Origin of the sequence: Citrifermentans bremense R1 (assembly GCF_000426865.1) — a bacterium.
Classification (GTDB): domain Bacteria; phylum Desulfobacterota; class Desulfuromonadia; order Geobacterales; family Geobacteraceae; genus Geomonas; species Geomonas bremensis.
This window is the reverse complement of sequence record NZ_AUGE01000031.1, coordinates 14,635-38,985: the sequence shown is the minus strand read 5'-3', so window position 1 is coordinate 38,985 and position 24,351 is coordinate 14,635. Positions and strand designations below refer to the sequence as shown.

Annotated in this window: 23 protein-coding genes, 1 tRNA gene and 1 other RNA gene; 20 read left to right on the top strand and 5 right to left on the bottom strand. The window is 58.8% G+C overall.

Annotated elements, in window-relative coordinates; all coding sequences use genetic code 11:
* Positions 1-156 precede the first annotated feature (156 nt).
* From K419_RS23615 to K419_RS22175, 4 genes are all read left to right on the top strand, one after another.
* Positions 157-567, top strand: coding sequence for a hypothetical protein (locus tag K419_RS23615; RefSeq protein ID WP_156912224.1), 411 nt, complete (start codon positions 157-159; stop codon positions 565-567).
* Positions 564-863 carry a hypothetical protein gene (locus tag K419_RS0115985; protein ID WP_026842466.1) on the top strand — a complete coding sequence of 100 codons (300 nt, stop codon included), beginning with the start codon at positions 564-566 and terminating at the stop codon, positions 861-863. Before K419_RS23615 ends, K419_RS0115985 begins: the two co-directional genes overlap by 4 nt.
* Before the next feature lie 182 nt (positions 864-1,045).
* Entirely contained in the window at positions 1,046-3,061 is a 2,016-nt protein-coding gene (locus K419_RS0115980) for a PriCT-2 domain-containing protein (protein WP_026842465.1), read from the top strand.
* A gap of 699 nt (positions 3,062-3,760) precedes the next feature.
* Positions 3,761-5,449: a tyrosine-type recombinase/integrase gene (locus tag K419_RS22175; RefSeq protein WP_226377716.1), complete on the top strand. Its 1,689-nt coding sequence runs from the start codon at positions 3,761-3,763 to the stop codon at positions 5,447-5,449.
* Positions 5,450-5,769: 320 nt separating this feature from the next.
* On the opposite strand, the gene K419_RS0115965 is transcribed toward K419_RS22175, so the two are convergent.
* Positions 5,770-5,846, bottom strand: a tRNA-Pro gene (locus tag K419_RS0115965).
* Between the two features lie 252 nt (positions 5,847-6,098).
* Here K419_RS0115965 and K419_RS0115960 point away from each other — a divergent pair.
* From K419_RS0115960 to K419_RS0115920, 9 genes are all read left to right on the top strand, one after another.
* Positions 6,099-7,445, top strand: coding sequence for a UbiD family decarboxylase (locus K419_RS0115960; protein WP_026842463.1), 1,347 nt, complete (start codon positions 6,099-6,101; stop codon positions 7,443-7,445).
* A gap of 45 nt (positions 7,446-7,490) precedes the next feature.
* Positions 7,491-8,360: a 4-hydroxybenzoate octaprenyltransferase gene (locus K419_RS0115955; RefSeq protein WP_156912223.1), complete on the top strand. Its 870-nt coding sequence runs from the start codon at positions 7,491-7,493 to the stop codon at positions 8,358-8,360.
* Positions 8,357-8,968 carry a UbiX family flavin prenyltransferase gene (locus K419_RS0115950; protein ID WP_026842461.1) on the top strand — a complete coding sequence of 204 codons (612 nt, stop codon included), beginning with the start codon at positions 8,357-8,359 and terminating at the stop codon, positions 8,966-8,968. The genes K419_RS0115955 and K419_RS0115950 overlap by 4 nt, the downstream gene beginning before the upstream one ends.
* 18 nt (positions 8,969-8,986) lie before the next feature.
* Entirely contained in the window at positions 8,987-10,063 is a 1,077-nt protein-coding gene (gene mqnE / locus K419_RS0115945; protein WP_026842460.1) for an aminofutalosine synthase MqnE, read from the top strand.
* Positions 10,064-10,120: 57 nt separating this feature from the next.
* Positions 10,121-11,194 carry a cyclic dehypoxanthinyl futalosine synthase gene (mqnC, locus tag K419_RS0115940; protein ID WP_035497329.1) on the top strand — a complete coding sequence of 358 codons (1,074 nt, stop codon included), beginning with the start codon at positions 10,121-10,123 and terminating at the stop codon, positions 11,192-11,194.
* Between the two features lie 105 nt (positions 11,195-11,299).
* Positions 11,300-12,352, top strand: a complete 1,053-nt coding sequence (hisC, locus tag K419_RS0115935; protein WP_026842458.1) for a histidinol-phosphate transaminase — start codon at positions 11,300-11,302, stop codon at positions 12,350-12,352.
* 177 nt (positions 12,353-12,529) lie between these two features.
* Positions 12,530-13,663 carry a ribonuclease D gene (locus K419_RS0115930; protein WP_026842457.1) on the top strand — a complete coding sequence of 378 codons (1,134 nt, stop codon included), beginning with the start codon at positions 12,530-12,532 and terminating at the stop codon, positions 13,661-13,663.
* Positions 13,664-13,845: 182 nt separating this feature from the next.
* Positions 13,846-14,589 (top strand): DUF72 domain-containing protein, encoded by a 744-nt coding sequence (locus K419_RS0115925; RefSeq protein WP_026842456.1) that lies wholly within the window; start codon positions 13,846-13,848, stop codon positions 14,587-14,589.
* Positions 14,590-14,631: 42 nt separating this feature from the next.
* Positions 14,632-14,964: a hypothetical protein gene (locus tag K419_RS0115920; protein WP_026842455.1), complete on the top strand. Its 333-nt coding sequence runs from the start codon at positions 14,632-14,634 to the stop codon at positions 14,962-14,964.
* A gap of 6 nt (positions 14,965-14,970) precedes the next feature.
* Here the strand turns inward: K419_RS0115920 and K419_RS0115915 are convergent, their stop codons facing one another.
* Positions 14,971-15,711, bottom strand: coding sequence for a 16S rRNA (uracil(1498)-N(3))-methyltransferase (locus K419_RS0115915; protein WP_026842454.1), 741 nt, complete (start codon positions 15,709-15,711; stop codon positions 14,971-14,973).
* A 3-nt stretch (positions 15,712-15,714) separates the two neighbouring features.
* A complete protein-coding gene (gene prmA / locus K419_RS0115910) occupies positions 15,715-16,635 on the bottom strand; it encodes a 50S ribosomal protein L11 methyltransferase (protein WP_026842453.1) in 921 nt (306 codons plus the stop codon).
* 269 nt (positions 16,636-16,904) lie between these two features.
* Between prmA and K419_RS0115905 the strand changes: the two genes are divergently transcribed.
* The 3 genes from K419_RS0115905 (at position 16,905) to K419_RS0115895 (ending at position 19,982) form a co-directional block, all read left to right on the top strand.
* The gene (locus K419_RS0115905; protein ID WP_026842452.1) at positions 16,905-17,717 is read left to right on the top strand and encodes a pyruvate, water dikinase regulatory protein; all 813 of its coding nucleotides are present in this window, start codon (positions 16,905-16,907) and stop codon (positions 17,715-17,717) included.
* 33 nt (positions 17,718-17,750) lie between these two features.
* Positions 17,751-18,425, top strand: coding sequence for a response regulator transcription factor (locus K419_RS0115900; protein WP_012773939.1), 675 nt, complete (start codon positions 17,751-17,753; stop codon positions 18,423-18,425).
* Positions 18,426-18,605: 180 nt separating this feature from the next.
* Positions 18,606-19,982, top strand: a complete 1,377-nt coding sequence (locus K419_RS0115895) for a DegQ family serine endoprotease (RefSeq protein ID WP_026842451.1) — start codon at positions 18,606-18,608, stop codon at positions 19,980-19,982.
* Positions 19,983-20,095: 113 nt separating this feature from the next.
* Here the strand turns inward: K419_RS0115895 and K419_RS22170 are convergent, their stop codons facing one another.
* Positions 20,096-21,127, bottom strand: coding sequence for a ribonuclease Z (locus K419_RS22170; protein WP_035497327.1), 1,032 nt, complete (start codon positions 21,125-21,127; stop codon positions 20,096-20,098).
* A gap of 115 nt (positions 21,128-21,242) precedes the next feature.
* Positions 21,243-21,424: non-coding RNA, 6S RNA (gene ssrS, locus K419_RS23215), on the bottom strand.
* 155 nt (positions 21,425-21,579) lie between these two features.
* Between ssrS and K419_RS24305 the strand changes: the two genes are divergently transcribed.
* From K419_RS24305 to groL, 4 genes are all read left to right on the top strand, one after another.
* Positions 21,580-21,861: a DUF507 family protein gene (locus K419_RS24305; RefSeq protein WP_026842450.1), complete on the top strand. Its 282-nt coding sequence runs from the start codon at positions 21,580-21,582 to the stop codon at positions 21,859-21,861.
* A 32-nt stretch (positions 21,862-21,893) separates the two neighbouring features.
* Positions 21,894-22,166 carry a DUF507 family protein gene (locus K419_RS24300; protein ID WP_026842449.1) on the top strand — a complete coding sequence of 91 codons (273 nt, stop codon included), beginning with the start codon at positions 21,894-21,896 and terminating at the stop codon, positions 22,164-22,166.
* Between the two features lie 158 nt (positions 22,167-22,324).
* Positions 22,325-22,615, top strand: coding sequence for a co-chaperone GroES (gene groES, locus K419_RS0115875; protein ID WP_012528687.1), 291 nt, complete (start codon positions 22,325-22,327; stop codon positions 22,613-22,615).
* 73 nt (positions 22,616-22,688) lie between these two features.
* Complete coding sequence (gene groL / locus K419_RS0115870; RefSeq protein ID WP_026842448.1) at positions 22,689-24,332, top strand: chaperonin GroEL; 1,644 nt, start codon at positions 22,689-22,691, stop codon at positions 24,330-24,332.
* Positions 24,333-24,351: the final 19 nt, after the last annotated feature.

Sequence of the window (24,351 nt, the reverse complement as noted above, 5' to 3'; positions counted from 1 at the left end):
CAATCACATCAGTTCACCCGGTCGCAATCATCGGAATACGCAGGTGATTCTAATTTTCGTAGTAACAGGAGTTTTTTGCAGAAAACTCAGGACAAGACGGCAGCGGAAACTAGACCATCTTATCTGAAAAGGGCATCATATTGATCGGAGGCATACATGAGCGAGATTCAAAGAAGCAGTACATGCAAATCCCTGTCGGGCAGATCTACCCTGACATACTCCATTGGGTACGATGAAACACAGGGGATGATTATCCGCATAATGGGGAATTCAGGGCACGGATTTTTTTGCAAAGACTGGGTCTCCATCGAAGAGATTGAAAGGTTGCTTTCCGAATGTCGAAAACCATTTTCATCTAGGGTTCTATCTTCGGTGTATAAAGGCAGTTCGGCTAACAGTCCAGGATTCCTCATGGCCGCACTACTGAAGGAAGGTTCCGTTATTCAAGTAACTGGCAAAGGAAATAGCTTTATGCTTGGGCGCTCTTTGAGAGGTCTGGAGGAAGCCGTCGACGAGGAGGTCTCTGGCGACATTCCGGTCGATCTTGGACGGGTGGGTGAGAAATGAAGGACATCATACTCACGATGACCATAACATGGCTTCTGATAAAGATCACCGCAATTGATAAAGGCTGGTTGTGGTTTTACTTTGCAATGGGCGTATTGAGAAGGTGCGGGCAAAATGTCGGGCCGGGAGGCATTTTGGTGTCGACGGTGTTATTCAAGGTGGTGAGGGATATCTTTGGGCGTCGAAAGAAAAAAGTTGACTTTCGGTGGGAATGGTGCATTTTAGCTCGTGGTATCGATAAGCCTCCAAGAGGAGCAGGTGCTGCAGGGCCGACGCTAATTAGACTCCAAGGTTGAGCATGCGCCGGAAGACCGATGCAATAAGCCGGCACGGTCACCAGTGTTTATAAAAGTTGCTTTTTACGCCAAGTGGCACACTAGTCTCGGACTATCGGGAAAAGAAGCCGTTTGCGTAGGAAGCAACTTTTTTTATTTCCTACTGCAAACAATCGTCAACCCTTTGCAGTAGGAGGAATTTAATGCAAGAATCCCCCCGATCCCACCCCACCGCCCTTTCAGATTGTCGCACTGCAGCTTTCTTTTGGTACGGCTTTGGGCTCAAAGTCATGCCAGTAATCCCTGGAAATAAAGCCTCGGCCCTAAAATGGGATCCGTGGCTTCAGGACCTCAACCCAGAAAAAATTAACGAGCACTGGACCATTCATCCGGAGCATGAGCTGGGGGGTATCGTTGGCAACGATTTGATCGTCTTTGATGCCGACGGTCCCGAATCACTAGCTGCACTCGTCGCAATAGAGGCTGCATTCGGGATTGAACCAAAGCTGGTGGTCGGGACACGAAAAGGCCAGCATCATTACTTCCGGCGAACTCTATCTACGGTCGCCAGATCCGACTCGCACTGTTCGGAGAAGTTCCCTGACAGGCTAGATATCAAAACCGGCAGAGCCCTTATCGTATTGCCTCCCAGCACTGGGAAATCTGTACTCAAAAACTTGGCAACTGCTAAGAATGACCTGACTGAGGCAACGCAGGAGTTTGTTGATGCCGTCTATAAGCATAATGGAAGGCCAGTGCCATCGGCATCTACGCCGGAAGGCCACAAGGCTGACGCGGTGGAAGGGGCGGCGAGTGTAACTCTCGAAAAAATTTCAGCCGTTATCAATGAGATCGACCCAGATTCAGGATACGATGACTGGCTGCGGGTCGGGATGGCAGTTTATCATGAAACAGGCGGTAACAACGATGGCTTGGAATTGTATAACGCATGGAGCAAGGCTGGCAAAAAATACAAAAACTGGCAAGAAATAGAAGCTAAATGGCGTTCATTCAGGTCCGAAGTAGCAACGCCAGTAACTATCGGCACGCTGATCAAAATGGCACGTGACAATGGTGCAAATGTGGAAACCGGTAGTATCAATTGTAGCCTCAATAAAATGAGGTTAAATGCGGGTAATTCGGCCATTTACGATAGTTATCGAAATCCGTTAGACAAGTACTCACTGTTAGGAATGTCCACTGATATAGAGAGGGGGGTCAGAGAGCAGGTGCCTATTTTGGGTGGGATTGCACTAATTGGGCAATCAACTGTAATTTATGCAGCGCCTAATACAGGGAAAACTTTGATCTGCTTCCATTTGCTCATGGCCAGTTTGCACGAAGGTCTTATTGAACCAAGCAAGGTGTACTACGTAAATGTTGACGATACTTCAACCGGCCTTTTGGAAAAACTTAAGATCGCTGAAGAGTATGGTTTTCATATGTTGGCAGAGGGGTACCGTGACTTTAAAGCTAATGAATTGGTGAAAAACATAATAGACATGACAGAAACAGACAATGCTAATGGAGTGGTGATCTTTTTAGATACTCTTAAAAAATTCACTAACCTTATGGACAAAAATGAAAGTAGCAAATTTACAAAAATTGTTAGAAACTTTATACTTAAGGGTGGGACAATTATAGCGCTTGCACATACTAATAAGAATCCGGGCCCTAATGGGGCCAAGATACCAACAGGAACTAGTGATATCATTGATGATTTAGATTGTGCATATGTGCTAGACACTGTCTCTATTAATAGTGACACCTCGGAAAAAACCGTAGAATTTAAGAACAAAAAAAGCCGTGGTGGTGTTCCAATGTCAAAATCATACAGTTACACCGCTGAAAAAACCACTTCCTACAATGAATTGTTATGTTCTGTTAAAGAGATAAGTATTAGCAGACTCGAAGATCTGAAACAAGAGATGGCCATCCTGTCCGACGCCGAAATGATTTTAGCCATAGCCACCTGCATTACAAATGGGATTGATAGCAAGATGTTGTTAGCTGCGGAGGCGGCAAAGCGAACCAAATGCAGCAAAAAACATGCTCTCAGGATTATAGAGCAGTATACGGGGGAAGACCCTACTGCCCACCGATGGGCTTACGAGGTGCGCGAGCGCGGAGCGAAAGTCTTCAGGCTCTTGCATGCTCAGAGTGCCCCAGCCGGTTTTACCGCACCCAACTGCATTGAGGTCGGGGGGGCAGTTTTCTAGGTTTCCAGTTTGGCAGTTTGGCAGTCTCCTCATGCCTACAGGCCTCCTACAGGCATTACGAGAACCTGAAAAGCTGAAAAACTGGAGTTCTGAGGAAGCTATAGGAAAACGAGTGAAACAATTGAGGTGTGACCAGAAGTAACGGTTGGCGGTAAAGAGAGAAAAGACAGTCTACATACGTGATGCCGTAAGGGAAAGTACCGTAAGTAAGGTTAAAAAAACGGCTAAGCCGAAAGCGTTTTAAATTCTGCCATGGAGGGGAGGGGCGTGCCAGTCCATATCACCCCTAAGGGGCCCCAACAGTCGTACGGTAGGCCGGGACCTAGGCGGGTAGCGCACCGGTTCGGCAAGGCGGCCCCTGCCCCCGCCACGTCCCGCTCCGGCGCGGTGAGGGTGGGAGACGTCGGGGGTGGCACGGTGAAGTCGAGGAACACTTCAAAAAACAAGGAAAACGTCGCAAAGGGATAGATAAACAAGCGTCTGTGAAAATGTCTCTCGGTTAGTCACCGGACAGTTCCACCTGATCTGGTTTTGGTCTTGAGGCAGTAGTGAGCCAACGCTTGCCAGTTTTAACGAGGACCGGCATGGGACCAGAATCCTAGAGTAAAGACCCATAGTACGATGAAGGTCAAGCATCTTCTGCGGCAGCGCATCTGCTACCAGAGGAGACGCACCAACAACTTTAACAAGGAGCACTCGATGATATTGTATAAGCCGAACACTAGCCGCAAATTTGCATTTACCAAAAAGGCCATAGAAGCTCTTCCTGCCCACGACCCTGCCAGCCCCTCAAGGGAAATGGAATATGCCGACATAGAGTGCATAGGCCTTCACCTTCGTGTTTCGAAGAACGGTCGCCGGTTCTTTCAGCACCGGTATCGCTTCCTTGGGAGAAAGATGTGTATCTCCCTTGGGGAGTTCCCCGCCGTCACCATCCAGGAGGCGAGGTTGCGGGTGGGAGAGCACAAGGCCCTATTGGCAAGAGACAAAGACCCTGCAGCCGAGAGAGGGAAGGTTAGAGCCGACCTTGCTTTTGAGGAGTTCGCAAAGCAGCATTACCTCCCCCATGCCAAGGCCCACAAAAAGACTTGGGATGATGATAAGAGCCAGATCGAGAGATGCCTTAACCCTCTGATAGGGAAGCTCCGATTGAAAGCGATAACTCCCAGAGATGTAGCTATGGTGCATGCCAAGGAGAAGGAGCGAACCACAGCATGCACAGCCAACCACCTTCTGACCACCCTGAAAAGGATGCTTAACCTTGCCGTCAAATGGGAAATGCTTGAAAAGAACCCAGCCAAGGATCAGGAGAAGTTCCACGAAGGACCATTACGTGAGCGTTACCTCAGTAAAGAAGAACTCCCCCGATTCCTTGCCGCACTGGAGGAGCAAAACGATCGGCTTTCGGTGTCGGCGATCCGGCTGTTACTGTACACCGGATGTAGGCGGGAGGAAGCCATGTCACTGGAGTGGACCAACGTCAGGCTTGAGGAGGGGCGGCTATATCTGCCGAAGACCAAAAATGGAAGGAGTAGAACGGTACACCTGAATGCTAGGGCCAAGGAGGTGCTGGCCGATCTTCAAGTGCGGAAGGATCAGGAGGAAAGGACCAAAGGCAGCAATTATGTATTTCCTTCAAGGAAGGGGGCAAAGAAGCCCTATGTCTACGATCTACGTAACCCCTTTGAGAAGGCATGTACCGCCGCAGGCATCGAAAACTTCCGCATCCACGACCTCAGGCATACGTTCGCTAGTCTCGCCGTGTCATCGGGCGCGGATCTCTATGCAGTACAGAGGTTGTTGGGACATCAGGACATCTCCATGACCCAGGTTATGCCCATCTTGCAGCCGATGACCTCAAACAGGCAACAGAAGGTGTGTCGGGAATGTTCGATCTCGCAGCCAATCAGTAACAATACAAAAACATGCCCCCTTTCAAGAACATCTGGAAGGGGGCTATTTTTTTATCTACAGAGCGACAGGAGAGGCACTATGGTAAAAGTTAGTGGTATTCGTCAGATACGGCTGTTACCTGACGGTCCAGCCAAGAGGGCGATGCTGGTGAATGCGGATCGTTGCATTGGTAGTGGAGTGGACCTACAGGTACTGGTGGAAGAGGATTTCAATAATCTGCTGGGAGGCAACTGGTATCTATTCGAGGAGGGGGACGATCCAGGGGCGCTCCCTTTCAGCGAAGACCAAACCATTGACTTGTTGAGCGAGGAGTGGAGGTGGTGCGAGGTTGCCACCCTGCAGGATGGGTGCTTCATGGTATTCTGGGCAACCAATAACGCAGGAGGTCCTTGCCTTTTTGTAGAGGATGCCCCCTGGGTGCCACCTAGGCTCAGGGAGTGGCTAGAGGCGTTGGTGTCAGATTGCTGCAATTGAAGGAACGGTCTTCCACACCAATTCAGTGACGGTTAGGGGGGCTTTTGAGAGAGGCACTACAGTATGCCAAAGGAGGTATTCAAGGATTTTCGATTAGTTAGCGTTGAGGTGTCAGTCAAGTGTATCGGAGACGTACCGGAGGAACCGGAGAAATCCTTCCTGCAGTAGCCAAGACGTACAACTCTTTTGAGGGTGAAGAGACAGCTATGGGTGATGCTGCAGGTGGTCGGCTGGAGGGGCCGGTACCGGAGGAGGACAGGATGGACCGGACGGTATAAACAAAAAGGCCCTTGGATTTCTCCAAAGGCCTTGATTTGTAATGGTCGGAATGAGAGGATTCGAACCTCCGACCCCCTGCTCCCGAAGCAGGTGCGCTACCAGGCTGCGCTACATTCCGAGAAGTGAAACTCTGACGGGTCAATCAGATGGAAAGGTATACCAGCATTGTCGCCATAATGTCAAGCTTTATGACGTAGATACTTCATTTTTTCCTAGGATGGGCAATGATCGACAAAAATTTCGGCAGCTTATGCGGCATTTTCGAGATCCCACCGGTTCGGGCATGATCGCGAGAGATCGAGAAAAACGTTGTCATACCCCTGTGGAAGTGATAGAAACTTGCAGTTCAGCTTATTTACCTGGAGTTGCCATGGCATTTAAGGACTTGCGAGGTTTCATCGCCGGACTGGAAGCTGCTGGGGAACTTCAGAGGGTGGCTGCGGAGGTCAACCCCGACCTGGAAATCGCCTGTATCACCGACCGCCAGAGCAAACTCCCCGGCGGCGGTAAGGCGCTCCTCTTCGAGAACGTGAAAGGGAGCCCCTTTCCAGTTGCCACCAATCTCTTCGGTTCGCCGGCTCGCATGGCGCTCGCACTCGGCGTTCCAAAGCTGGACCGGCTCTCGGAGGCGATGGAAGAACTGCTCCTTTGCCCGGGGCGGGCACCCCTTCCGCTGATGTCCGATCAAGCCGCCTGCAGGGAGGTCGTGGAACGGGCACCCGATCTGCTGCGCTACCCCTTCCTGAAGTGCTGGCCCGGCGACGGCGGGCGCTTCATCACGCTCCCGCTGGTGTTCACCAGGGATCCGGAGACCGGCGCTGACAACTGCGGCATGTACCGGGTCCGGATCTTCGGCGAGCGCAGTGCCGGGGTGCGCTGGAAAAACGGCAGCGGCGGCTGGCAGCATCACCGGAAGTACCTCGCATCCGGAGAGCGGACGCCGGTCGCGATCGCCATAGGCGCCGACCCGGCGCTGACGCTCGCCGCATCGCTCCCGCTCCCCGCCGGCCTGGACGAGGTTTCCTTTGCCGGGTACCTGCGCGGCGAGCCGGTGCCGATGCTCCGCTGCCTCGATTCGGACCTCCTGGTTCCGGCGGATGCCGAACTGGTAATCGAGGGGTTCGTCGAGCCGGGGGTGACCCGCAACGAAGGAGCTTTCGGCAACCACACCGGGAGCTACGACCCGGGCGAAGAGGTGCCGCTGCTGACGGTCACCTGCATCACGCGCAGGCGCGACCCCATCTGCCAGGCGACGGTGGTGGGCCCTCCTCCCATGGAGGACTGTTGGATGGCCAAGGCTGCCGAAAGGCTGCTGCTGCCGCTTATCCGCAGGCAGTGCCCGGAGGTCGTCGACCTGCTGCTGCCGCTGGAGGGAATCTTCCACGGCTGCGCATTGATTGCAATTGAGAAGAGCCTTCCGGGGCAGGGGCGGCGCGTGCTGGAGACGCTGCGCTCGGAGGGATGGTTGAAGCGGGGAAAACTTTTGGTGGTGGTAGACGCCGCCGAAACACCCCTCACGCTGTCGGAAGGTTTCTGGCGGGCGCTGAACGCGGTCAATTTTCCGCGCGACCTGGCGGTCACCCCCGACGGGTGCCTCGGGGTCGATGCGACGAGAAAGCTCCCGGAAGAGGGGGGCGGGCAGTACAAGGAGTTGAAACAGGATGCATCGGTTAGTGCCCAGGTGCAGAAGAGATGGCGGGAGTACGGCTTTTTCTAGAGCGCGGGCGGAAAGGCAGGTATGAGTACCCAAGCAGGAGTCGAGATGACATTGTACGCCAGGACCAGAGTCTTCCTGGAGATGATAAAGTTCAGCCACACCATTTTCGCACTACCCTTCGCCTTCACCGGGGCGCTCTTGGCGGCAGGCGGGCTTCCCACGGTATCCCAGGCGGGGTGGATCGTCTGCGCCATGGTGGGTGCGCGCACCGCGGCCATGGGGCTCAACCGGGTGATAGACGCGGAGATCGACGCCAGGAATCCGCGCACCGCCGGCCGCGCCATCCCCGCGGGGCTTCTGGGTCGGGGCGCGGTGATCTGCTTCATCGTTCTTTCCGTGCTGCTCATGCTTTTCGCCGCCCGGAGGCTGAACCCGCTCTGCCTTTACCTTTCGCCGGTAGCCCTCGGTTTCATCCTGCTCTACTCCTACTGCAAGCGCTTCACGGCGCTGGCGCACGTGGTCCTCGGTATCTGCCTCGCGGGGGCTCCGCTGGGCGCCTGGATCGCCATACGCGGCAGCGCCGACCTCCCGGCATACCTTCTTGCCTTCGCGGTTCTCTTCTGGGTCGCCGGCTTCGATATCCTCTATGCGCTGCAGGACATGGAATTCGACCAGGCCGCGGGGCTGCACTCCATTCCGGCGAAGCTGGGGGTTAACGGCTCGCTTTGGACCTCGCGCATCTTCCATCTCGTCGCCTGCCTCTTCCTCGCGGCACTCTATATTTCCATGCACCTTGGCACCTTCTTCCTCGCCGGGCTGGCTGCTACCTGCGGCATGCTCCTGTACGAGCATTATCTGCTCCGCGGGGGGGACTTAAGCCGCCTGGATGCCGCTTTTTTCAACATGAACGGCTACATCAGCGTGACGCTCTTCGCGGCGACGCTCCTGGATAGGGTTTCGACGGGGGGGATGTGAAGCCCAGACACTTCACCGTCGCCATCACCGGCGCCTCGGGCGTAATCTACGGCCTCAAAGTGGTAGAGGAACTGCTGCGCGGAGACTCCAGGGTGAGCCTGCTGGTCTCGGAAGCGGGGTTCGCGGTCCTGCGGCAGGAATGCGGGCTCGATCTAGCGGGTACCCCGGGCGAAATCCTGGACGGGGTGCGCTCGCACTTGGGGCTTCCTGGAGAACGTCTTAGCTACTACGACTTAAACGATCTTTTCGCGCCTATCGCCAGCGGTTCGGCGGCTCCGGACGCCATGCTGGTGGTCCCCTGCTCCATGGGGACCTTGTCGCGGATCAGCTCCGGCAATTCGGGGAACCTCCTGGAGCGGGCGGCTGACGTCATGCTGAAAGAGGGGCGTCCCCTGGTGCTGGCGCCGCGCGAGACCCCCTTCAACGCGATTCACCTCGAGCACATGCTGAAGCTGGCCCGGCTCGGGGTGCGCATAGTGCCGGCCATGCCCGGCTTCTACCACGATCCCGAGACCATCGAGGACCTGGTCGATTTCGTGGCCGGGAAGGTGCTGGACGCAGTGCAGGTGGAGCACACGCTCTTCAGGCGCTGGGGAAGCCGGCCGTAAACGAAAAAGGAAAGAACCATGACTTTTGCCACCATAGCGGAGAAGGTGCGGGCGGGCGGACGCATCAACGAGGCTGAGGCGCTTGCGCTTTTCGAGCATCCGGACCTCCTGGCGCTCGGGGAGCTGGCCCAATCCGTCAACGAGCGGCGCAACGGGAAGAGGGTTTTCTTCAACGTCAACCGCCACATAAACCACACCAACATCTGCGTGAACCGCTGCCGCTTCTGCGCCTTCTTCCGCAAAGCGGGCGACCCAGGCGCCTACCTGATGACCCTGGACGAGGTCCGCGGCCGCGCCGAAGAGGCGGTCAAGGAAGGGGCCACCGAGATCCACGTGGTTGGAGGCCTCCACCCGGAGCTCCCCTTCGAGTTCTACCTGGAGCTCCTTGCCACCGTCAAGGCGGTCTCCCCGGCGCTGCACGTGAAAGCCTTCACCGCAGTGGAGATCGCTTATCTGGCTAAACTCTCCGGCCTTGGCATCCCGGCCACCCTGGAGAAGCTGAAGGAGGCGGGGCTCGGCTCCCTTCCCGGCGGCGGCGCCGAGATCTTCGCGCCGGAGATCCGCAACAAGCTCTGCCCGGAAAAGATCAGCGGCGCGGCCTGGCTCTCCATCATGGAACAGGTGCACCAGGCGGGGCTCAAGTCGAACGCCACCATGCTCTACGGGCATCTGGAGAGCGTGGCCGACCGGGTCGATCACATGCGGCAGCTGCGCGAGCTGCAGGATCGAACCGGCGGCTTCCAGGTCTTCATCCCGCTCGCCTTCCAGCCTGAGCATTCGCAGTTGAAGATCGCCGGTTCCGGCACGAGCGGCGTGGACGACCTGCGCACCCTGGCCGTCGCCCGCATCTACCTGGACAACTTCGCTAACGTGAAGGCCTACTGGGTGATGCTGGGGGAGAAGATAGCCCAGGTGTCGCTATCCTTCGGCGTCAACGACCTGGACGGTACCGTGGTCGAAGAGCGGATCGGGCACGAGGCGGGGGCGGACACCCCGCAGACCATGAGCCGCGACAACATCGTCACCATGATCAGGAAGGCCGGGCGCATCCCGGTGGAGCGGGACACCCTCTACCAGGAACTGCGCGTGTATTGAGAAGGGTACGGCGCCTGCATCACTGCAATGAAGCCTACGAAACCACGGAAGTAAGCCATGTCGAAAATGCTCAACGCCATAACTGAAAAAGTCGCCTCAGGTGCGGCCATAACCTCCGAAGAGGCGCTCTGGTGCCTCACTGAAGGGGAACTCCTCGCCGTCGGGCGCTTAGCCGACTCGATCCGGCGGACAATGCATCCGGACGGCTGCGTCAGCTTCGTCGTCGACCGCAACGTCAACTACACCAACGTCTGCGAATCCAGGTGCAAGTTCTGTGCGTTCTACCGTGATGCCGATGCGGCGGACGCCTACCTCCTGGATACCGAAACCATCATGGCGAAGATCGGGGAACTGGTAGCCCAGGGAGGAACCCAGCTCCTGATGCAGGGGGGGCTCCACCCCTCGCTCGACATCGCCTGGTTCGAGGAACTCTTCAGGGAGATCAAGCGCCGCTTTCCCGGCGTGCAGAACCACTCACTCTCCCCGGCCGAGGTGACCCAGGTGGCGAAGCTCTCCGGGCTTGGCATCGGCGAGACGCTTACGCGGCTGAAGCAGGCCGGGCTCGACTCCATCCCGGGAGGGGGGGCCGAAATCCTGGTCGACAGCGTCCGCGCCGAGATCTCGCCGAAGAAGATCGGCTGGCAGGGATGGGCGCAGGTCATGCGCGAGGCGGCGCGGTTAGGGATGCCCACCACGGCGACCATGATGTTCGGCAGCCGCGAGCGGGCCGAAGACATCGTCGAGCACCTGTTCCGGGTGCGCGACCTGCAGGATGAAGGTGGGAGCTTCACCGCCTTCATCCCCTGGACCTACCAGCCGGGAAACACCGAACTCGGGGGGGAGGGCGCCAGCGGCGTCGAGTACCTGAAGGTGCTGGCCCTGTCGCGCATCGTGCTCAGGAACGTGCCGAACGTGCAGGCGAGCTGGGTGACCCAGGGCGCCAAGATGGCGCAGGTGGCGCTTTTCTTCGGCGCCAACGACCTGGGGGGAACCATGCTGGAGGAGAACGTTGTTGCGGCTGCCGGCTGCCGCTTCCGTATGTCGCGCGAGGAGATGATCACGCTGATCCGCGGCGCCGGGTTCACCCCGGTCCGGCGCACCACCTTGTACCAGGAACTTGAGCGCTACTGACAGCCGCTCGGTGACTCTGTCGCCTCGTCGTTGTCAATTCTCAATTGTCAATTGCCTCTGCCTCTTGTTATATTCACCTGATCTTTTGCCCTGAAAGGAGTTGCCATGATCGCCCTGCGGGAAAACATCGCAGAAATGGCAGGTTATGTCCCCGGTTTCCAGCCGTTCGATGTGGATTCGTACATCAAGCTGAACACCAACGAGAATCCTTATCCCCCCTCACCGAAGGTACTGGAGGCGATCGCCAAGGAGGCCGGAGAGGGACTGCGCCGGTATCCCGACGCCGCGAGCCGACTGGCGCGGGAGGAGGCTGCGAAGGTGTACGGCTTCGATCCCTCCTGGATCATCATGGCCAACGGCTCGGACGAGGTCCTCAACAACCTGATCCGCGCCTGTGCCGGCGAAGGGGAGGAAATCGCCTTCATTAACCCCTCCTACTCGTACTATGGCACCCTCGCGGAAGTTCAGGGGGCGCGCGTCAGGACCTTCGGGCTCAGCGAGAGCTTCGAGCCGGAAGGGATTCCGGAGCACTACGACGGCAAGCTCTTCTTTCTGACCAACCCCAATGCGCCGCTTGGTTTCACCTACAGCCAGCGCTACATCGCGGACCTGGCGGGGCGCCTCTCCGGGGTGCTGGTGGTGGACGAGGCGTACGTGGATTTCGCCGAAGAGACTTCGCTGGAACTGGTGCGCAGCTTCGACAACGTCGTGGTGACCCGCACCTTCTCCAAGAGCTATTCCCTGGCCGGCATGCGGCTTGGTCTCGCGATCGCCCGCCCGGAGATCATCGCGGCGCTGAACAAGATTCGCGACCACTACAATCTGGACCGCCTGGCGCAGGCCGCTGCCGCCGCGGCGCTCGCGGACCAGCCGTATTTCCAGGAGTGCGTAAGGAAGATCAAGGAGACCCGCGCCTGGTTCACGGCGGAACTGCAGCAGCTGGGGTATCAGGTGATACCTTCCAGCGGCAATTTCGTCTTTGCCAGCCCGCCCGACCGCGACGGTACCCGTATCTACCAGGGGCTTTACGACAGGAAGATCCTGGTGCGCCACTTCACCGACCCGAAGCTGGCCCACGGTCTCAGGATCAGTATCGGCTCCAGGGAGGAGATGGAGCAGACTGTCAAGGCGCTGTGCGAACTGGGTCCCGGACGGTAGCAAAGAGCGTTCTGTCTGTGCCGGGGAGAAAATTTTACTCTGAACGGCACCTTGGACTTGTGCTGAAAGTGAAAAAGTTGTAATCTTTGCGGCTGGGCGCTGTCATGGTGACAGTAAGCCTTGACCTTATCGATAACCACGAAAGCATATAATAGATGCAGAAACGGATGGGAACTTTTGCAGAAGAGAAATAATGAGACAAATCCCGCAGCGGCACATCTGGTCACCGATCAAAAGACTTTAGACGAACTCGTTGAGCGGCTCTCCCGGGAGTCGGTCCTTGCCTTTGACTTGGAGGCGGACTCACTCCATCACTATACAGAGAAGGTCTGCCTGATCCAGGTCTCCTCCGCATCGGAAGACCGCCTGATCGACCCGCTCGCCCCCATCGACGTCAAGGTGCTGGCGCCCATTTTCGCCAACCCCGCGATCAAAAAGATCTTCCACGGCGCGGATTACGACATGCGCTCGCTCTACCGGGACTTCGGCATCGAGGTGGTGAACCTGTTCGACACCATGATAGCCAGCCAGTTCCTGGGAGAGAGCGAGTTCGGCCTGGCGGCGCTCCTGAAGAAGAGGTTCGGCGTCGAGCTGGACAAGCGCTACCAGAAGGCCGACTGGAGCAAGCGTCCCTTCTCCCAGGAGATGCTGGATTATGCCATGAAGGACACTTCACTCCTGATCGAGCTCTACCGCCAGCTGGAGGCGGAGCTGAAGCAGAAAGGGAGGCTCGCCTGGGTCGAGGAGGAGTCGGAGTTGGTGGCAGGGGTGCGTTCCCCTTCCCGCGAGGGAGAACTGATGTGTCTGCGCTTCAAGGGGGCCAGCAAGATGAAGCCGCGCGAGCTCGCCGTGCTGGAAGAGCTGCTGCGCTTTCGTGACGAGAAGGCGCGCCTGGCGGACGTTCCCCCCTTCAGGATCCTCAGCAACGACCTGTTACGGGAGCTGGCAGAGAAACAGCCGAGGAACAACTTCGAGCTGGTCGGCATCCACACCATGTCTTCTAAGCTGATCGAACGGCTGGGGCGGGGGCTGCTGCAGGCCGTAGCCAACGGGCTGGCGGTCCCCCAGGACAAATTGCCGCAGGTGCATTCCGGGCGCCGTCCGGTTCTGGACCGGCTGCAGGACGAAAGGGTGAAGCGCCTCAAGGTCTGGCGCGAGGCGAAGTCGGCGCAGCTGGGTCTCGGTATCGGGCTCGTCGCCAACAACACGCTCCTGGAGGCGCTGGCGGAACCGGGCTCCCAGAACATAACTCTCTTGAAGCGCTGGCAGCGCGAGGCATTCGGAGACGAACTGGCGTCGCTCATCTCCTGACACTTACGCTGGCGAAGTAATCCGGGCGGGCTCCCATTAAGGGGGCCCGCCTTTTTTCGTCTTTAGATTAGAGCGCCTTGTAGTGGTCGCTACTGTTGTGTATAAAAAAGGGGGACAGGCTACTTTTTCAAAAGAAAAAAGTAGCCTGTCCCCTTTTCTGTGACGCCGTACGGAGGCGGGAGATGACCCTTTACGTCGGAACCAGCGGTTACTCGTACCAGGCATGGAAGGGGATCTTCTATCCCGCGGACCTCCCGGACCGGCAGATGCTGCACTATTACGGCGGGGTGTTCCTAAGCGTCGAGATCAACAACACCTTCCACCGGATGCCGACCTCCGCCCTCTTGCAATCGTGGTCGCAGGAGGTTCCGGCAGGCTTCAAGTTCGCGCTCAAGGCGCCGCAGCGCATCACGCATTTTCAGCGGCTTAAGGGGGTGGACGACCCGGTGTCGTACCTGTTCGACGTGGCGGGAGGGCTCGGGGAGCGGCTGGGTCCGGTGCTCTTCCAGCTACCGCCGAGCCTGAAGAAGGACCTCCCCCTGCTGCGCGACTTCCTGGCGCTTTTGCCTCCTGCCGCCCGCGCCTCGATCCAGTTCCGGCACCGCTCCTGGATGGACGACGAGGTGTTCGAGCTTTTGCGGCGCAACGACGCGGCCCTTTGCATCGCCGACCTGGAGGACGATGTCGAGACCCCGGCGGTGGCAACGGCGACGTGGGGCTACTTGAGGCTCAGGCGTCAGGATTACGGGGAGGCGGAGTTGAAGCGGTGGGTGGACCTGGTAGCGAGGCAGAACTGGCGGGACGCCTTCGTCTTCTTCAAGCACGAGGAATCGGCGCAAGGGCCGCTCCTGGCGAGGAATTTCCTGGAAGTAGCAGGGGGCGGACGGGGAAAAGATCAGGGAGCCGGGAAGAGCCGGCCCCGGTGAGAAGTGCTTTCGACGGCTCAGGCAGGCAAAACGGGAGGGGATATGAACATAGCAACCATTTGGGGCATCGCCAAGATAGCGGCGACGAGGATTCCCTGGGGGCGGGTGATGGAGAACATTCCGGCGGTGGTGGATCTGGCCGAACGGGCAAAGGGACGCCTTCGGGGGCACGGCGGGGGCGACATCGAGGCAAGGCTCAGGCACCTGCAGGAGGAAAACCGCAAGCTGGAGCAGGCCCTGTTGGAGACCTCGGGGCACCTGCAGCAGACCATCAGGACTCTGAAGGTTGTAGTCGCCCGGCAGAAGATGATGATGACCGTGACGGCGATGTCGCTTGTGACCGCCATCGCGGCGCTGGTGGCGGCGCTGCGCTGAGTCTGGCTACACCATGTCCCCCCAGTGAAACTGCAGGATGGACAGCATGGCGAGCCCGGCGGTCTCGGTGCGCAGTATCCTCTTTCCCAGCGTGACCGGGGTGAACCCCGCCGCCAGCGCCTGCCGCACCTCCTCCGGGGCCAATCCCCCTTCCGGTCCCACCACGACCGCCACGCTTCCCGGTGCCTCGAAAGCGCCGAAGCAGCCGTGCAGGGTCGTCTTCTCTTCCCCCTCGTAAAGAAGGAGCTTCACCTCATGGCGTGAATCCGCCAGCACCTCGGAGAGGGTACCCCCCAGGGCGACCTTCGGCGCAGAACGCCGCCCGGACTGCCGGGCGGCCTCCTGGACGATCTTTTCGTAACGGGCTAGCCGGGTGGCGCTTCGATCCCCGCGCAGCTTCACCACGGAGCGTGCCGCGTCGAAGGCGACCACTTCGGCGACCCCGAGCTCGGTGCATTTTTGCAGGATCAGGTCGAGCTTTTCCCCCTTGGGCATCCCCTGCAAGAGCGTGATGCGCAGCCCCGGCTCCTCGGCGGCAGGGGCGGCGCTGGCGCTGATGCGCACCGTGAGGCTTTTCGCCCCCACCTCCTCGACCGTCCCCCGGTGACGGGCGCCGCCGTTCTCGATGAGCTCCACCTCGCTACCCTCTTTAATGCGCAGCACGCGCGCCATGTGGCGGTAAAGCTCTCCGGTGATGGTCACGCTGTCGCCGCAGATGGCGTTGCCGCCGAGAAAGAAACTGCGCATGGGCTACAGGGGCTTCCTGAAGCTGAGGCAGGACCACTCGAGCTCCTTCGGGTTTCCCACCAGCTCCAGCGAACTGAACCCCGCGCAGACGAAGGCTTCTTTTTCGGTGAGGATGCCGGAGAGTATGAGCCATCCTCCAGGTGCCACGCGGGCGGTGAGTTCGTCGGCAAGACGCACCAGTTCCTCGGCGAGGATGTTGGCGACCACGACCTGAAATCCTCCAGGAAGCTGCTCCAGGCTGGTGGTGGAGGCGGCGACCAGGCCGGCCACACCGTTCAACTCCAGGTTCTCTGTCGTGACACGCACCGCTTCGGGGTCGATGTCCACCGCGACGATCTCTTCCGCGCCCAAAAGCGCGGCCGCGATGCTGAGGACGCCGGAGCCGGTGCCCACGTCGAGGACGGGGCTTGGGAGCTTGCCGCCGCTAGCGTCGAAGCAGATCCGCTCCAGCGCTTCCAGGCACATCTTGGTGGTTGGGTGGGCGCCGGTCCCGAAGGCCATGCCGGGATCGATCTGGATCACCAGGTCGCCCTCCTGTTTCAGGTACTCCTCCCAGGTCGGCTTGATCACCAGCCTCTGGCCGATGCGCACCGGCTTGAAGTGCACCTTCCAGTTGTTGGCCCAGTCCTCGTTCCTGATCACGGTTACCACTGGAGGGGTATAGACGTACCCGGGGAAGGAGGGGCCGGTCTGGGCGAGGAACTGCTCGATGCGGATGCGCATCTCCTCCAGCGAGTCGTCGAGGGGAAGGTAACCCTTCACGCTTTTGAGGGGGGTATCTTCGAGGGTGTCGAGGGAGAAGGTGTCCAGGTGCAGGTTGTCGATTCCGACCCCGTTACCGGTCAACTCCACCAGGAAGTCGGCCAGGGTGTCGACCATTTCGGCGGGTACTTCACAGGCGATCTCAGCCCAGTCAGTAGTCATAATGAGTTTACAGCTCCTTTTCTTAGACAAATTATGGGCATAAGCTAGCAGGAAAATAAGGGAAAATGCAATGAAAACCTTGACATCGAATAAAACTGCGGCAGTAATTATAATTAAAATTTTTCCGGGGGCTGCCGATAAGAACTTCGAGGAAACTTTTCCCATTAAATTTTAGTTTTGCCTAAAAGAAAAAAACATGGTATATATCTAATGAATTTGGTGGGGATGCCGATAAGCCCCAGTAAGAGCAGCAGTTTAAGGTGATTAAGATGTACCATGTGTACCTTTTATCGGATGCGACAGGGGAGACGGTGGAGCGGGTGGCGCGCGCCGCGCTGACCCAGTTCAGGGACGTCGACATCCGCCTGCGCAGGATGGGGCAGATACGGAACCGTGAGGACGTCCTCCGCGCGCTGGACGAGGTGGACCGGGCGCCAGGGATCATCTTTTATACGCTGGTCAACACCGAGCTGGCGCAGTTCGTCAGGAACGAAGTCGAGGCGAGGCAGTTGGAGGCGGTCGACCTCATCACGCCGCTTCTCTACAAGCTGGCGGAATTTCTAGAGATGCGGCCGCAGAAGTTGCCGGGCCTGCAATACGAGATGAACTCGGAGTACTACCGGCGCATGGAAGCGGTGGATTTCACCGTGAAGCAGGACGATGGCCAGGAGCCGCGCAACCTGCACAAGGCGGACATCGTGCTGATCGGTGTTTCCCGCTCTTCCAAGACCCCGCTCTCCATGTATCTGGCTCACAAGGGTTACAAGGTCGCCAACGTGCCGATCATCCAGGGAATCGATCCCCCGGGCGAGTTGGAGGAAGTAGAGCCGGAGCGGGTGGTAGGGCTGATCATCGATACGCAGCGGCTGGTGGATATAAGGAGCGCCCGGTTGCGCAACCTTCGCCAGAGCCCGCGCGGCAGCTACGCGGACTATCGGCAGGTGGAAGAGGAACTGGCATACTGCCGCAGGTTCTACCGCGCCCATCCCGCCTGGCTGGTTATCGACGTAACCAACAAATCCGTGGAGGAGTCTGCGGCAGAAATATTAAGCAGACTTCATGGTGATATTAGGCACGATTAGAGGTCGACATATTAACAAAGAGAGGAAATCAACATGAGAATTTTGGTAGTTGAAGATGAGAAGAAGGTCGCCAGTTTCATTAAGCGCGGGCTGGAGGAGGAGCAGTACGAAGTCCACACGGCCGCGGACGGAGAGGAGGGTCTCAAGCTTGCGCTGGAGAAGCCGTTCGACCTGATCGTGCTTGATTGGATGCTCCCCAAAAAGGACGGCCTTTCCGTCCTGAAGGAGCTGAGGGAGCGGAAGAACCTCACTCCGATCCTGATGCTGACCGCCAAAGATTCCGTGGAAGATATCGTGGCAGGCCTCGATTCCGGATCCGACGACTACCTGACCAAGCCCTTCGCCTTCGCCGAGCTTCTGGCCCGCGTCCGTGCGCTCATGAGGAGGAGCGAGCTCGACCGCGGCGCCGAGATCCGTTTCGCCGACCTGCGTCTCGACCCGGTTACCCACAAGGTATGGCGCAAGGACAAGGAGATCGATCTCACCGCCAAGGAGTACGGCCTGCTTGAGTACTTCATGCGCAACCCGCACCAGGTGCTGACCAGGACCATGATCGCGGAGCACGTCTGGGATTACACCTTCGACAGCTTCACCAACATCATCGACGTCTATGTCAACTACCTCAGGAAGAAGATCGACCGCGAAGCTGACAAGAAGCTGATCCACACCGTCAGGGGCGTTGGCTACATTTTGAAGGAAGAAGAATAGAATAAGCGCGTCACGCTCTTCATGAACAACGGACTGCTCACGGCTCACGCCGGAGGCGGTCCGTTTTTTTTGGGGGTCGGAGCAAAGTGCGCAGCGGTGGCAAAAGCCTTGCGGAGAGTGTCTTGACAAACTTGGGGGGCAGTATTAGCTTAACTCTACTCAAATTCCCAGGAGGTCGCCATGCAGGCAGCAATCGTAGCAAGATTTCTGGTACTTAGCGTATTTCTCTCCTCCATTTTCTCGACCGTCGCGGGCGCCTCGGTGCTCACTCCCGATTTCGCCAAACTGGCGAAGAAGCTGAAGCCCGCGGTGGTCAACATCAGCACCTCGAAGACCCTAGCGGTGAAGAAGCGGCAGATCGCCCCAGGGCAAGACCCCTTCCAGGAATACTTCGACAAATTTTTCGAGGGGCCGCACCAGCGTCAGCAAAAGCAGAGGAACCTGGGGACCGGCTTCATCATCAGCGACGACGGCTACATCATCACCAACAACCACGTGGTGAAGGATGCCGACGAGATCAAGGTGAAGCTCTCCGACGGCAGGGAGTTCGCGGGAGATGTCAAGGGGCGCGACGAAAAGCTGGACCTTGCCCTGGTGAAGATCGACGCCAAGGATCACCTCCCCGTGGCGCCTTTGGGGGACAGCGACAAGATGGAAGTGGGGGACTGGGTGATGGCTATCGGCAACCCGTTCGGGCTCTCCCAGACCGTGACGGCGGGGATCATCAGCGCCCAGGGGCGGGTGATCGGTTCCGGCCCGTATGACGACTTCATCCAGACCGACGCCTCCATCAACCCCGGCAACTCGGGAGGGCCGCTCTTCAACACCGAAGGGGAGGTGATCGGCATAAACACGGCGATCGTCGCCGGCGGCCAGGGGATAGGGTTCGCCATACCGGTCAACATGGCGAAGGAGATCCTCCCGCAGCTGAAGTCGGCGGGCAAGGTGACCCGCGGCTGGCTCGGCGTTTCGGTGCAGCTGGTGACCCCGGATCTCGCCAAATCCTTCGGGCTCGACACCGAGAAGGGGGCGCTGGTTGCCGACGTGGTGAAAGCGAGCCCCGCGGAGAAGGCGGGCCTCAAGGGGGGCGACATCATCCTCGAGTACGACGGGCATCCCATCAAGGAGATGGGGGAGCTTCCGCGCCGCGTAGCCGCCACCCCGGTAGGAAAGAAGGTGAAAGTGGTGGTGCTGCGCGAGGGGCGTCAGGAGACGCTGCAGGTGACCGTCGAGCAGCTGAAGGAGGGCGGCGAGGAGGATAGTGCGGTCACCAGTGACCGGCTCGGAGTGAAGGTGACGGAGCTTACCCCGGAGCGCGCGCAGCAGTTGCGGCTGCAGGGGGAAAAAGGGGTCGTGGTGACCGACGTGGAGCCGGACAGCCTTGCCGACCGGGCCGGCATCCAGGAGGGGGATCTGATCAGGGAGATCAACGGAGTGCACGTAAGCGGCGTGAGCGACTACAGCAAGTTGATCGCGGCGGCGAAGAAGGGCGGGTATCTGAAGATGCTGCTGAGGCGGGGAGAAGCCTCCCTGTTCGTCGCGCTCAGGCTGGAATAGGTAATAAGAAGGTCGTTGCGGTATAGAAGGGGGCACAGGTGACTGGCCCCCTTTTTTATTTCCATAGCTCCCGACCGCAGTGCGCGCCCCAGCCGCGGCTCAGTTGGGCACATCTACATGCTCTCCTCCACCCGGAGGGGGGAGACCGCGAATGCCTGGTTGACCTCGCGTCGAAGCTCCGCTTCGGCCCCCAAATGCCTGGGGGAGAAGTGGAAGGGGAAGACCCTCGCCACTCCCGCCTCCCGGGCGAGCTCCCCGGCCTGCCGGGCGGTCAGGTGCGCCCGGTCGCGCGCCCGCTCAGAGTCGATGTGCAGGAAGACCGCCTCGATGAAGAGGTAGTCTGCGTCCCGCGCCAGCTCCACGATGCGCCGGCGGTTCTCATTGGTGAAGGCGGTGTCGGTGACATAGGCTATCTTTTCCCCCGGCACCACCTGCAGCACCTTTTCTTTCAGCTCTGCAATGGTCCAGCCGGAAGCGGGACGCTCCTCGCCCGCCGCCGCGGGATAGACCAGGGTGTCGTCCGGTTCCCCCCGGAGCACCGCACGCTTTACTTCGGAAAGCCAGGGGCCGACCGGCAGGCCCAGCTCGGCCAGCCGGTTCTTCATGAAGTTTACGTGGAGCTTTTCCTCGAAAGCATAGGCGAGGCAGGGGATGCTGTGCTCCAGGAAGGTGGCGCGGATGTGCAGGTTCCCCTCGTCCAGCACGACGCCCTCGGGGAGCATGAGTTCCTGCTGGTTTTCCCTTTCAAAGATGCGCCGGGAGCTGAAGCTTGCCCTTTGCGCGCTGCCGTCGGGATGAAGTTCGGTGACGATGAGGACGAACTCGGTGGGATAGCTTTGAATCAGGTTCCAGCTGTAGGACGCGAGGCGGTGCTCCACCTGCCGCAGGATGCCGGGAGGACCGTACAGCCTCACTTCTTTGTCCCGTCCCAGCATGATGCGCAGCATCAGGTCGAAGCCGATGAAGTGGTCGATGTGCGTGTGCGAGATGCAGATGTCGCTCACCCGCAAGAGCTTGCGCGTGGGAAGCGGCGCCAGGTCCCCCAGGTCGAAGAGGACGGCCCGGCGCGCGAAGAGGAAGTCGACGTAGAGGCCGGGGTCGCCGAAGGGAGGGTTCACCAGGGCCGGCAGGAAGTGCGGTGTCATGGCGCGGGCTCCTTCAAGTTTGGGTGCGGTCCCGTCTGCTATATAACCTTTAATGCTGCGGCGCAAGCCAAAAAAATAGGGGAACCGTTGGGTTCCCCTGGTGCTGCCTGCAACTACTCTCTCCGCCGTGCCGTTGGTTTCGGGGGCCTCACAGCGAGTTCCCATTCAGGTGGGCTCCTGTGGACCGCTTTAGGCAATTCCCGCGCAATGGGGCAGCTCACCACGGTCGAAACAGTCGCCCGTTCAATAAATTATTCCGCAGGGGCGTTAGTAACCTCACGGACAGGGCAGAGAGAGCTAAGTAAGTGGCTGCATTGTAGTACCGACAAAATGAGAAATCAAGAGCGATTTGTCTAATCCTTTGTAGGAGAAATCCCCGGGTAAATAGGTTGCAATTTTGGGCCTTTGTCGTACAATGCGCCCACCAATTTTCGCAGCGACCGGGAGGAAAGATGCGCCTTAAGGAAGAGCAGATCGCACGCCTGGCGGAAAAGGTGCTGGGCGACCTGGAACGTGCCCAACTCGTGGAGCAAAAACAGGGACGTGCGGCCGTGTTGGCCGGCATCAAGTCGGCCATAGCCGAGGACCTGAGGCTTGAGGAGGCATTGGAGCGCGACGCCGAGGCGCTGCTTGAGCAGACCCTGAAGGCGGTCGGAGGGGAGGGGATCGACCGGCACAAGATGCTGCGAATGATCAAGGAGAAACTGGCCAAGGAACGCAAGATCGTCCTCTAACCCGCCGCGCGGCCGAATCGAAAGGAGACTCCATGCATATCAGCGAAGACCGCATTTCCCATATCGCCCACAGGATCTACGACAAGCTCTGGCGCGACGACCTCGCCGACTTCCCGGACGAGCGGCGCGCGCTGGATGCCGTCAAGGGCTCCATCGAGGGGTTCTTCTCGGTGATGGAACAGGTCGACCAGGCGGTGAGGGCGAAGCTGGCCTCCTACAGTCAGGCCAAGGTGCCCGGCAGCCGGGAATGGGAGATCCTGTACCAGAAGTTTTATGCCGAGGAGCTTGCTAAAAGGAAGTGGTGAGACGCCACGCGCGGGGGGTGAATTTTATTTTTCCTTCTACCCTTGATTTTTAGGACCATGCTGTTTATATTTAGCAGGCCTTAGCACTCAGCAGTTTTGAGTGCTAATATTTTTTTCAATTACCGGAGATCGAGGATCTCGCAGAAAGGAGAGCAAGCATGAATCTTAGACCGCTGCAGGACCGTATCATCGTGAAGAGGGTTGAGGAAGCTACCATGACCGCCGGTGGGCTTTATATCCCGGAAACCGCCAAGGAAAAGCCCCAGCAGGGCGAAGTGGTGGCAGTTGGCAACGGGAAGAGGGGCGAGGACGGCAAGGTGTACCCGATCGACCTGAAGGTGGGTGACAAGGTGCTGTTCGGCAAGTATGCAGGAAGCGAAGTGAAGCTCGAAGGGGAGGACTTCCTCATCATGCGCGAGGATGACATCCTCGGCGTAGTCGAGAAGTAATCACCGTCCCCGGTCAGCCGGGAGGCAGCGCAATTTCGCCACAATTCATTAATCCCCAAGGAGGATATACGTTATGGCAGCAAAGATCATCAAATTCGACCAGGAAGCACGCAACTGCATCCTCAAAGGTGTCAACACCCTGGCAGATGCCGTTAAAGTGACCCTGGGCCCCAAAGGGCGCAACGTCGTCATCGAGAAATCCTACGGCGCGCCGCTCATCACCAAGGACGGCGTCACCGTCGCCAAGGAAATCGAGCTGGAAGACAAGTTCGAGAACATGGGCGCGCAGCTGGTGAAGGAAGTCGCTTCCAAGACCTCCGACGTAGCCGGCGACGGCACCACCACCGCAACCGTGCTGGCACAGGCGATCTACCGCCAGGGCGCCAAGCTGGTCGCGGCAGGCCACAACCCGATGGAAATCAAGCGCGGTCTGGATCAGGCTGTCGAGGCCCTGGTCGCCGAGCTGAAGAACATCTCCAAGCCGATCAAGGACCACAAGGAAATCGCGCAGGTCGGCACCATCTCCGCCAACAACGACAAGACCATCGGCGACATCATCGCCGAGGCGATGGAGAAGGTCGGCAAGGAAGGGGTCATCACCGTCGAGGAAGCCAAGGCGATGGAGACCACACTTGAGACCGTCGAGGGCATGCAGTTCGACCGCGGCTACCTCTCCCCCTACTTCGTGACCGATCCGGAGCGCATGGAAGCCGCTATGGACAACGTCGCCATCCTGATCCACGACAAGAAGATCGCCAACATGAAGGACCTCCTCCCGGTTCTCGAGCAGACCGCCAAGTCCGGCCGTCCGCTGCTGATCATCGCCGAGGACATCGAAGGCGAAGCCCTGGCGACCCTCGTGGTCAACAAGCTGCGCGGCGTGCTGAACGTCTGCGCCGTAAAGGCCCCGGGCTTCGGCGACCGCCGCAAGGCCATGCTCGAAGACATCGCCATCCTGACCGGCGGCAAGGTCATCTCCGAGGAAGTCGGCTTCAAACTCGAGAACACCACCCTCGACATGCTGGGCCAGGCGAAGAAGATCACTGTCGACAAGGACAACACCACCATCATCGACGGCTACGGCGCCGAGGCTGACATCCAGGGCCGCGTCAAGATGATCCGCGCCCAGATCGATGAGACCTCCTCCGACTACGACCGCGAGAAGCTTCAGGAGCGCCTGGCGAAACTGGTGGGCGGCGTTGCCGTCATCAAGGTCGGTGCCGCTACCGAGATCGAGATGAAGGAGAAGAAGGCACGCGTCGAAGACGCACTGCACGCAACCCGCGCAGCGGTCGACGAGGGGATCGTCCCCGGAGGCGGCGTGGCTTACCTGCGCGCCCTGAAGGTGCTGGAAAACCTCCAGCTCGCACCGGAGCAGCAGTTCGGCGTCAACGTGATCAAGCGCGCCCTCGAGGAGCCGATCCGTCAGATCTCCCAGAACGCCGGCGTCGACGGTTCCATCGTCGTGGACAAGGTCAAAAACGGCAAGGATGCCTTCGGCTACAACGCCGCCGACGACGTCTATGTCGACATGATCGAGGCCGGCATCATCGACCCGACCAAGGTCTCCAGGAGCGCGCTGCAGAACGCCGCTTCCGTGGCAGGTCTCATGATGACCACCGAAGCGATGATCGCTGACAAGCCGAAGGAAGAAGGCGCGATGCCGGCAATGCCGGGCGGCATGGGCGGTATGGGTGGCATGGGCGGCATGATGTAGTCCTGCCCAGAAACCCGCA

Bases quoted from the DNA above. Each gene is read 5' to 3' on its own strand.
- K419_RS23615 (WP_156912224.1), top strand. From the start codon at position 157: ATGAGCGAGATTCAAAGAAGCAGTACATGCAAATCCCTGTCGGGCAGA.
- K419_RS0115985 (WP_026842466.1), top strand. From the start codon at position 564: ATGAAGGACATCATACTCACGATGACCATAACATGGCTTCTGATAAAG.
- K419_RS0115980 (WP_026842465.1), top strand. From the start codon at position 1,046: ATGCAAGAATCCCCCCGATCCCACCCCACCGCCCTTTCAGATTGTCGC.
- K419_RS22175 (WP_226377716.1), top strand. From the start codon at position 3,761: ATGATATTGTATAAGCCGAACACTAGCCGCAAATTTGCATTTACCAAA.
- K419_RS0115960 (WP_026842463.1), top strand. From the start codon at position 6,099: ATGGCATTTAAGGACTTGCGAGGTTTCATCGCCGGACTGGAAGCTGCT.
- K419_RS0115955 (WP_156912223.1), top strand. From the start codon at position 7,491: ATGACATTGTACGCCAGGACCAGAGTCTTCCTGGAGATGATAAAGTTC.
- mqnE (WP_026842460.1), top strand. From the start codon at position 8,987: ATGACTTTTGCCACCATAGCGGAGAAGGTGCGGGCGGGCGGACGCATC.
- mqnC (WP_035497329.1), top strand. From the start codon at position 10,121: ATGTCGAAAATGCTCAACGCCATAACTGAAAAAGTCGCCTCAGGTGCG.
- hisC (WP_026842458.1), top strand. From the start codon at position 11,300: ATGATCGCCCTGCGGGAAAACATCGCAGAAATGGCAGGTTATGTCCCC.
- K419_RS0115925 (WP_026842456.1), top strand. From the start codon at position 13,846: ATGACCCTTTACGTCGGAACCAGCGGTTACTCGTACCAGGCATGGAAG.
- K419_RS0115920 (WP_026842455.1), top strand. From the start codon at position 14,632: ATGAACATAGCAACCATTTGGGGCATCGCCAAGATAGCGGCGACGAGG.
- K419_RS0115915 (WP_026842454.1), bottom strand. From the start codon at position 15,711: ATGCGCAGTTTCTTTCTCGGCGGCAACGCCATCTGCGGCGACAGCGTG.
- prmA (WP_026842453.1), bottom strand. From the start codon at position 16,635: ATGACTACTGACTGGGCTGAGATCGCCTGTGAAGTACCCGCCGAAATG.
- K419_RS0115905 (WP_026842452.1), top strand. From the start codon at position 16,905: ATGTACCATGTGTACCTTTTATCGGATGCGACAGGGGAGACGGTGGAG.
- K419_RS0115900 (WP_012773939.1), top strand. From the start codon at position 17,751: ATGAGAATTTTGGTAGTTGAAGATGAGAAGAAGGTCGCCAGTTTCATT.
- K419_RS0115895 (WP_026842451.1), top strand. From the start codon at position 18,606: ATGCAGGCAGCAATCGTAGCAAGATTTCTGGTACTTAGCGTATTTCTC.
- K419_RS22170 (WP_035497327.1), bottom strand. From the start codon at position 21,127: ATGACACCGCACTTCCTGCCGGCCCTGGTGAACCCTCCCTTCGGCGAC.
- K419_RS24305 (WP_026842450.1), top strand. From the start codon at position 21,580: ATGCGCCTTAAGGAAGAGCAGATCGCACGCCTGGCGGAAAAGGTGCTG.
- K419_RS24300 (WP_026842449.1), top strand. From the start codon at position 21,894: ATGCATATCAGCGAAGACCGCATTTCCCATATCGCCCACAGGATCTAC.
- groES (WP_012528687.1), top strand. From the start codon at position 22,325: ATGAATCTTAGACCGCTGCAGGACCGTATCATCGTGAAGAGGGTTGAG.
- groL (WP_026842448.1), top strand. From the start codon at position 22,689: ATGGCAGCAAAGATCATCAAATTCGACCAGGAAGCACGCAACTGCATC.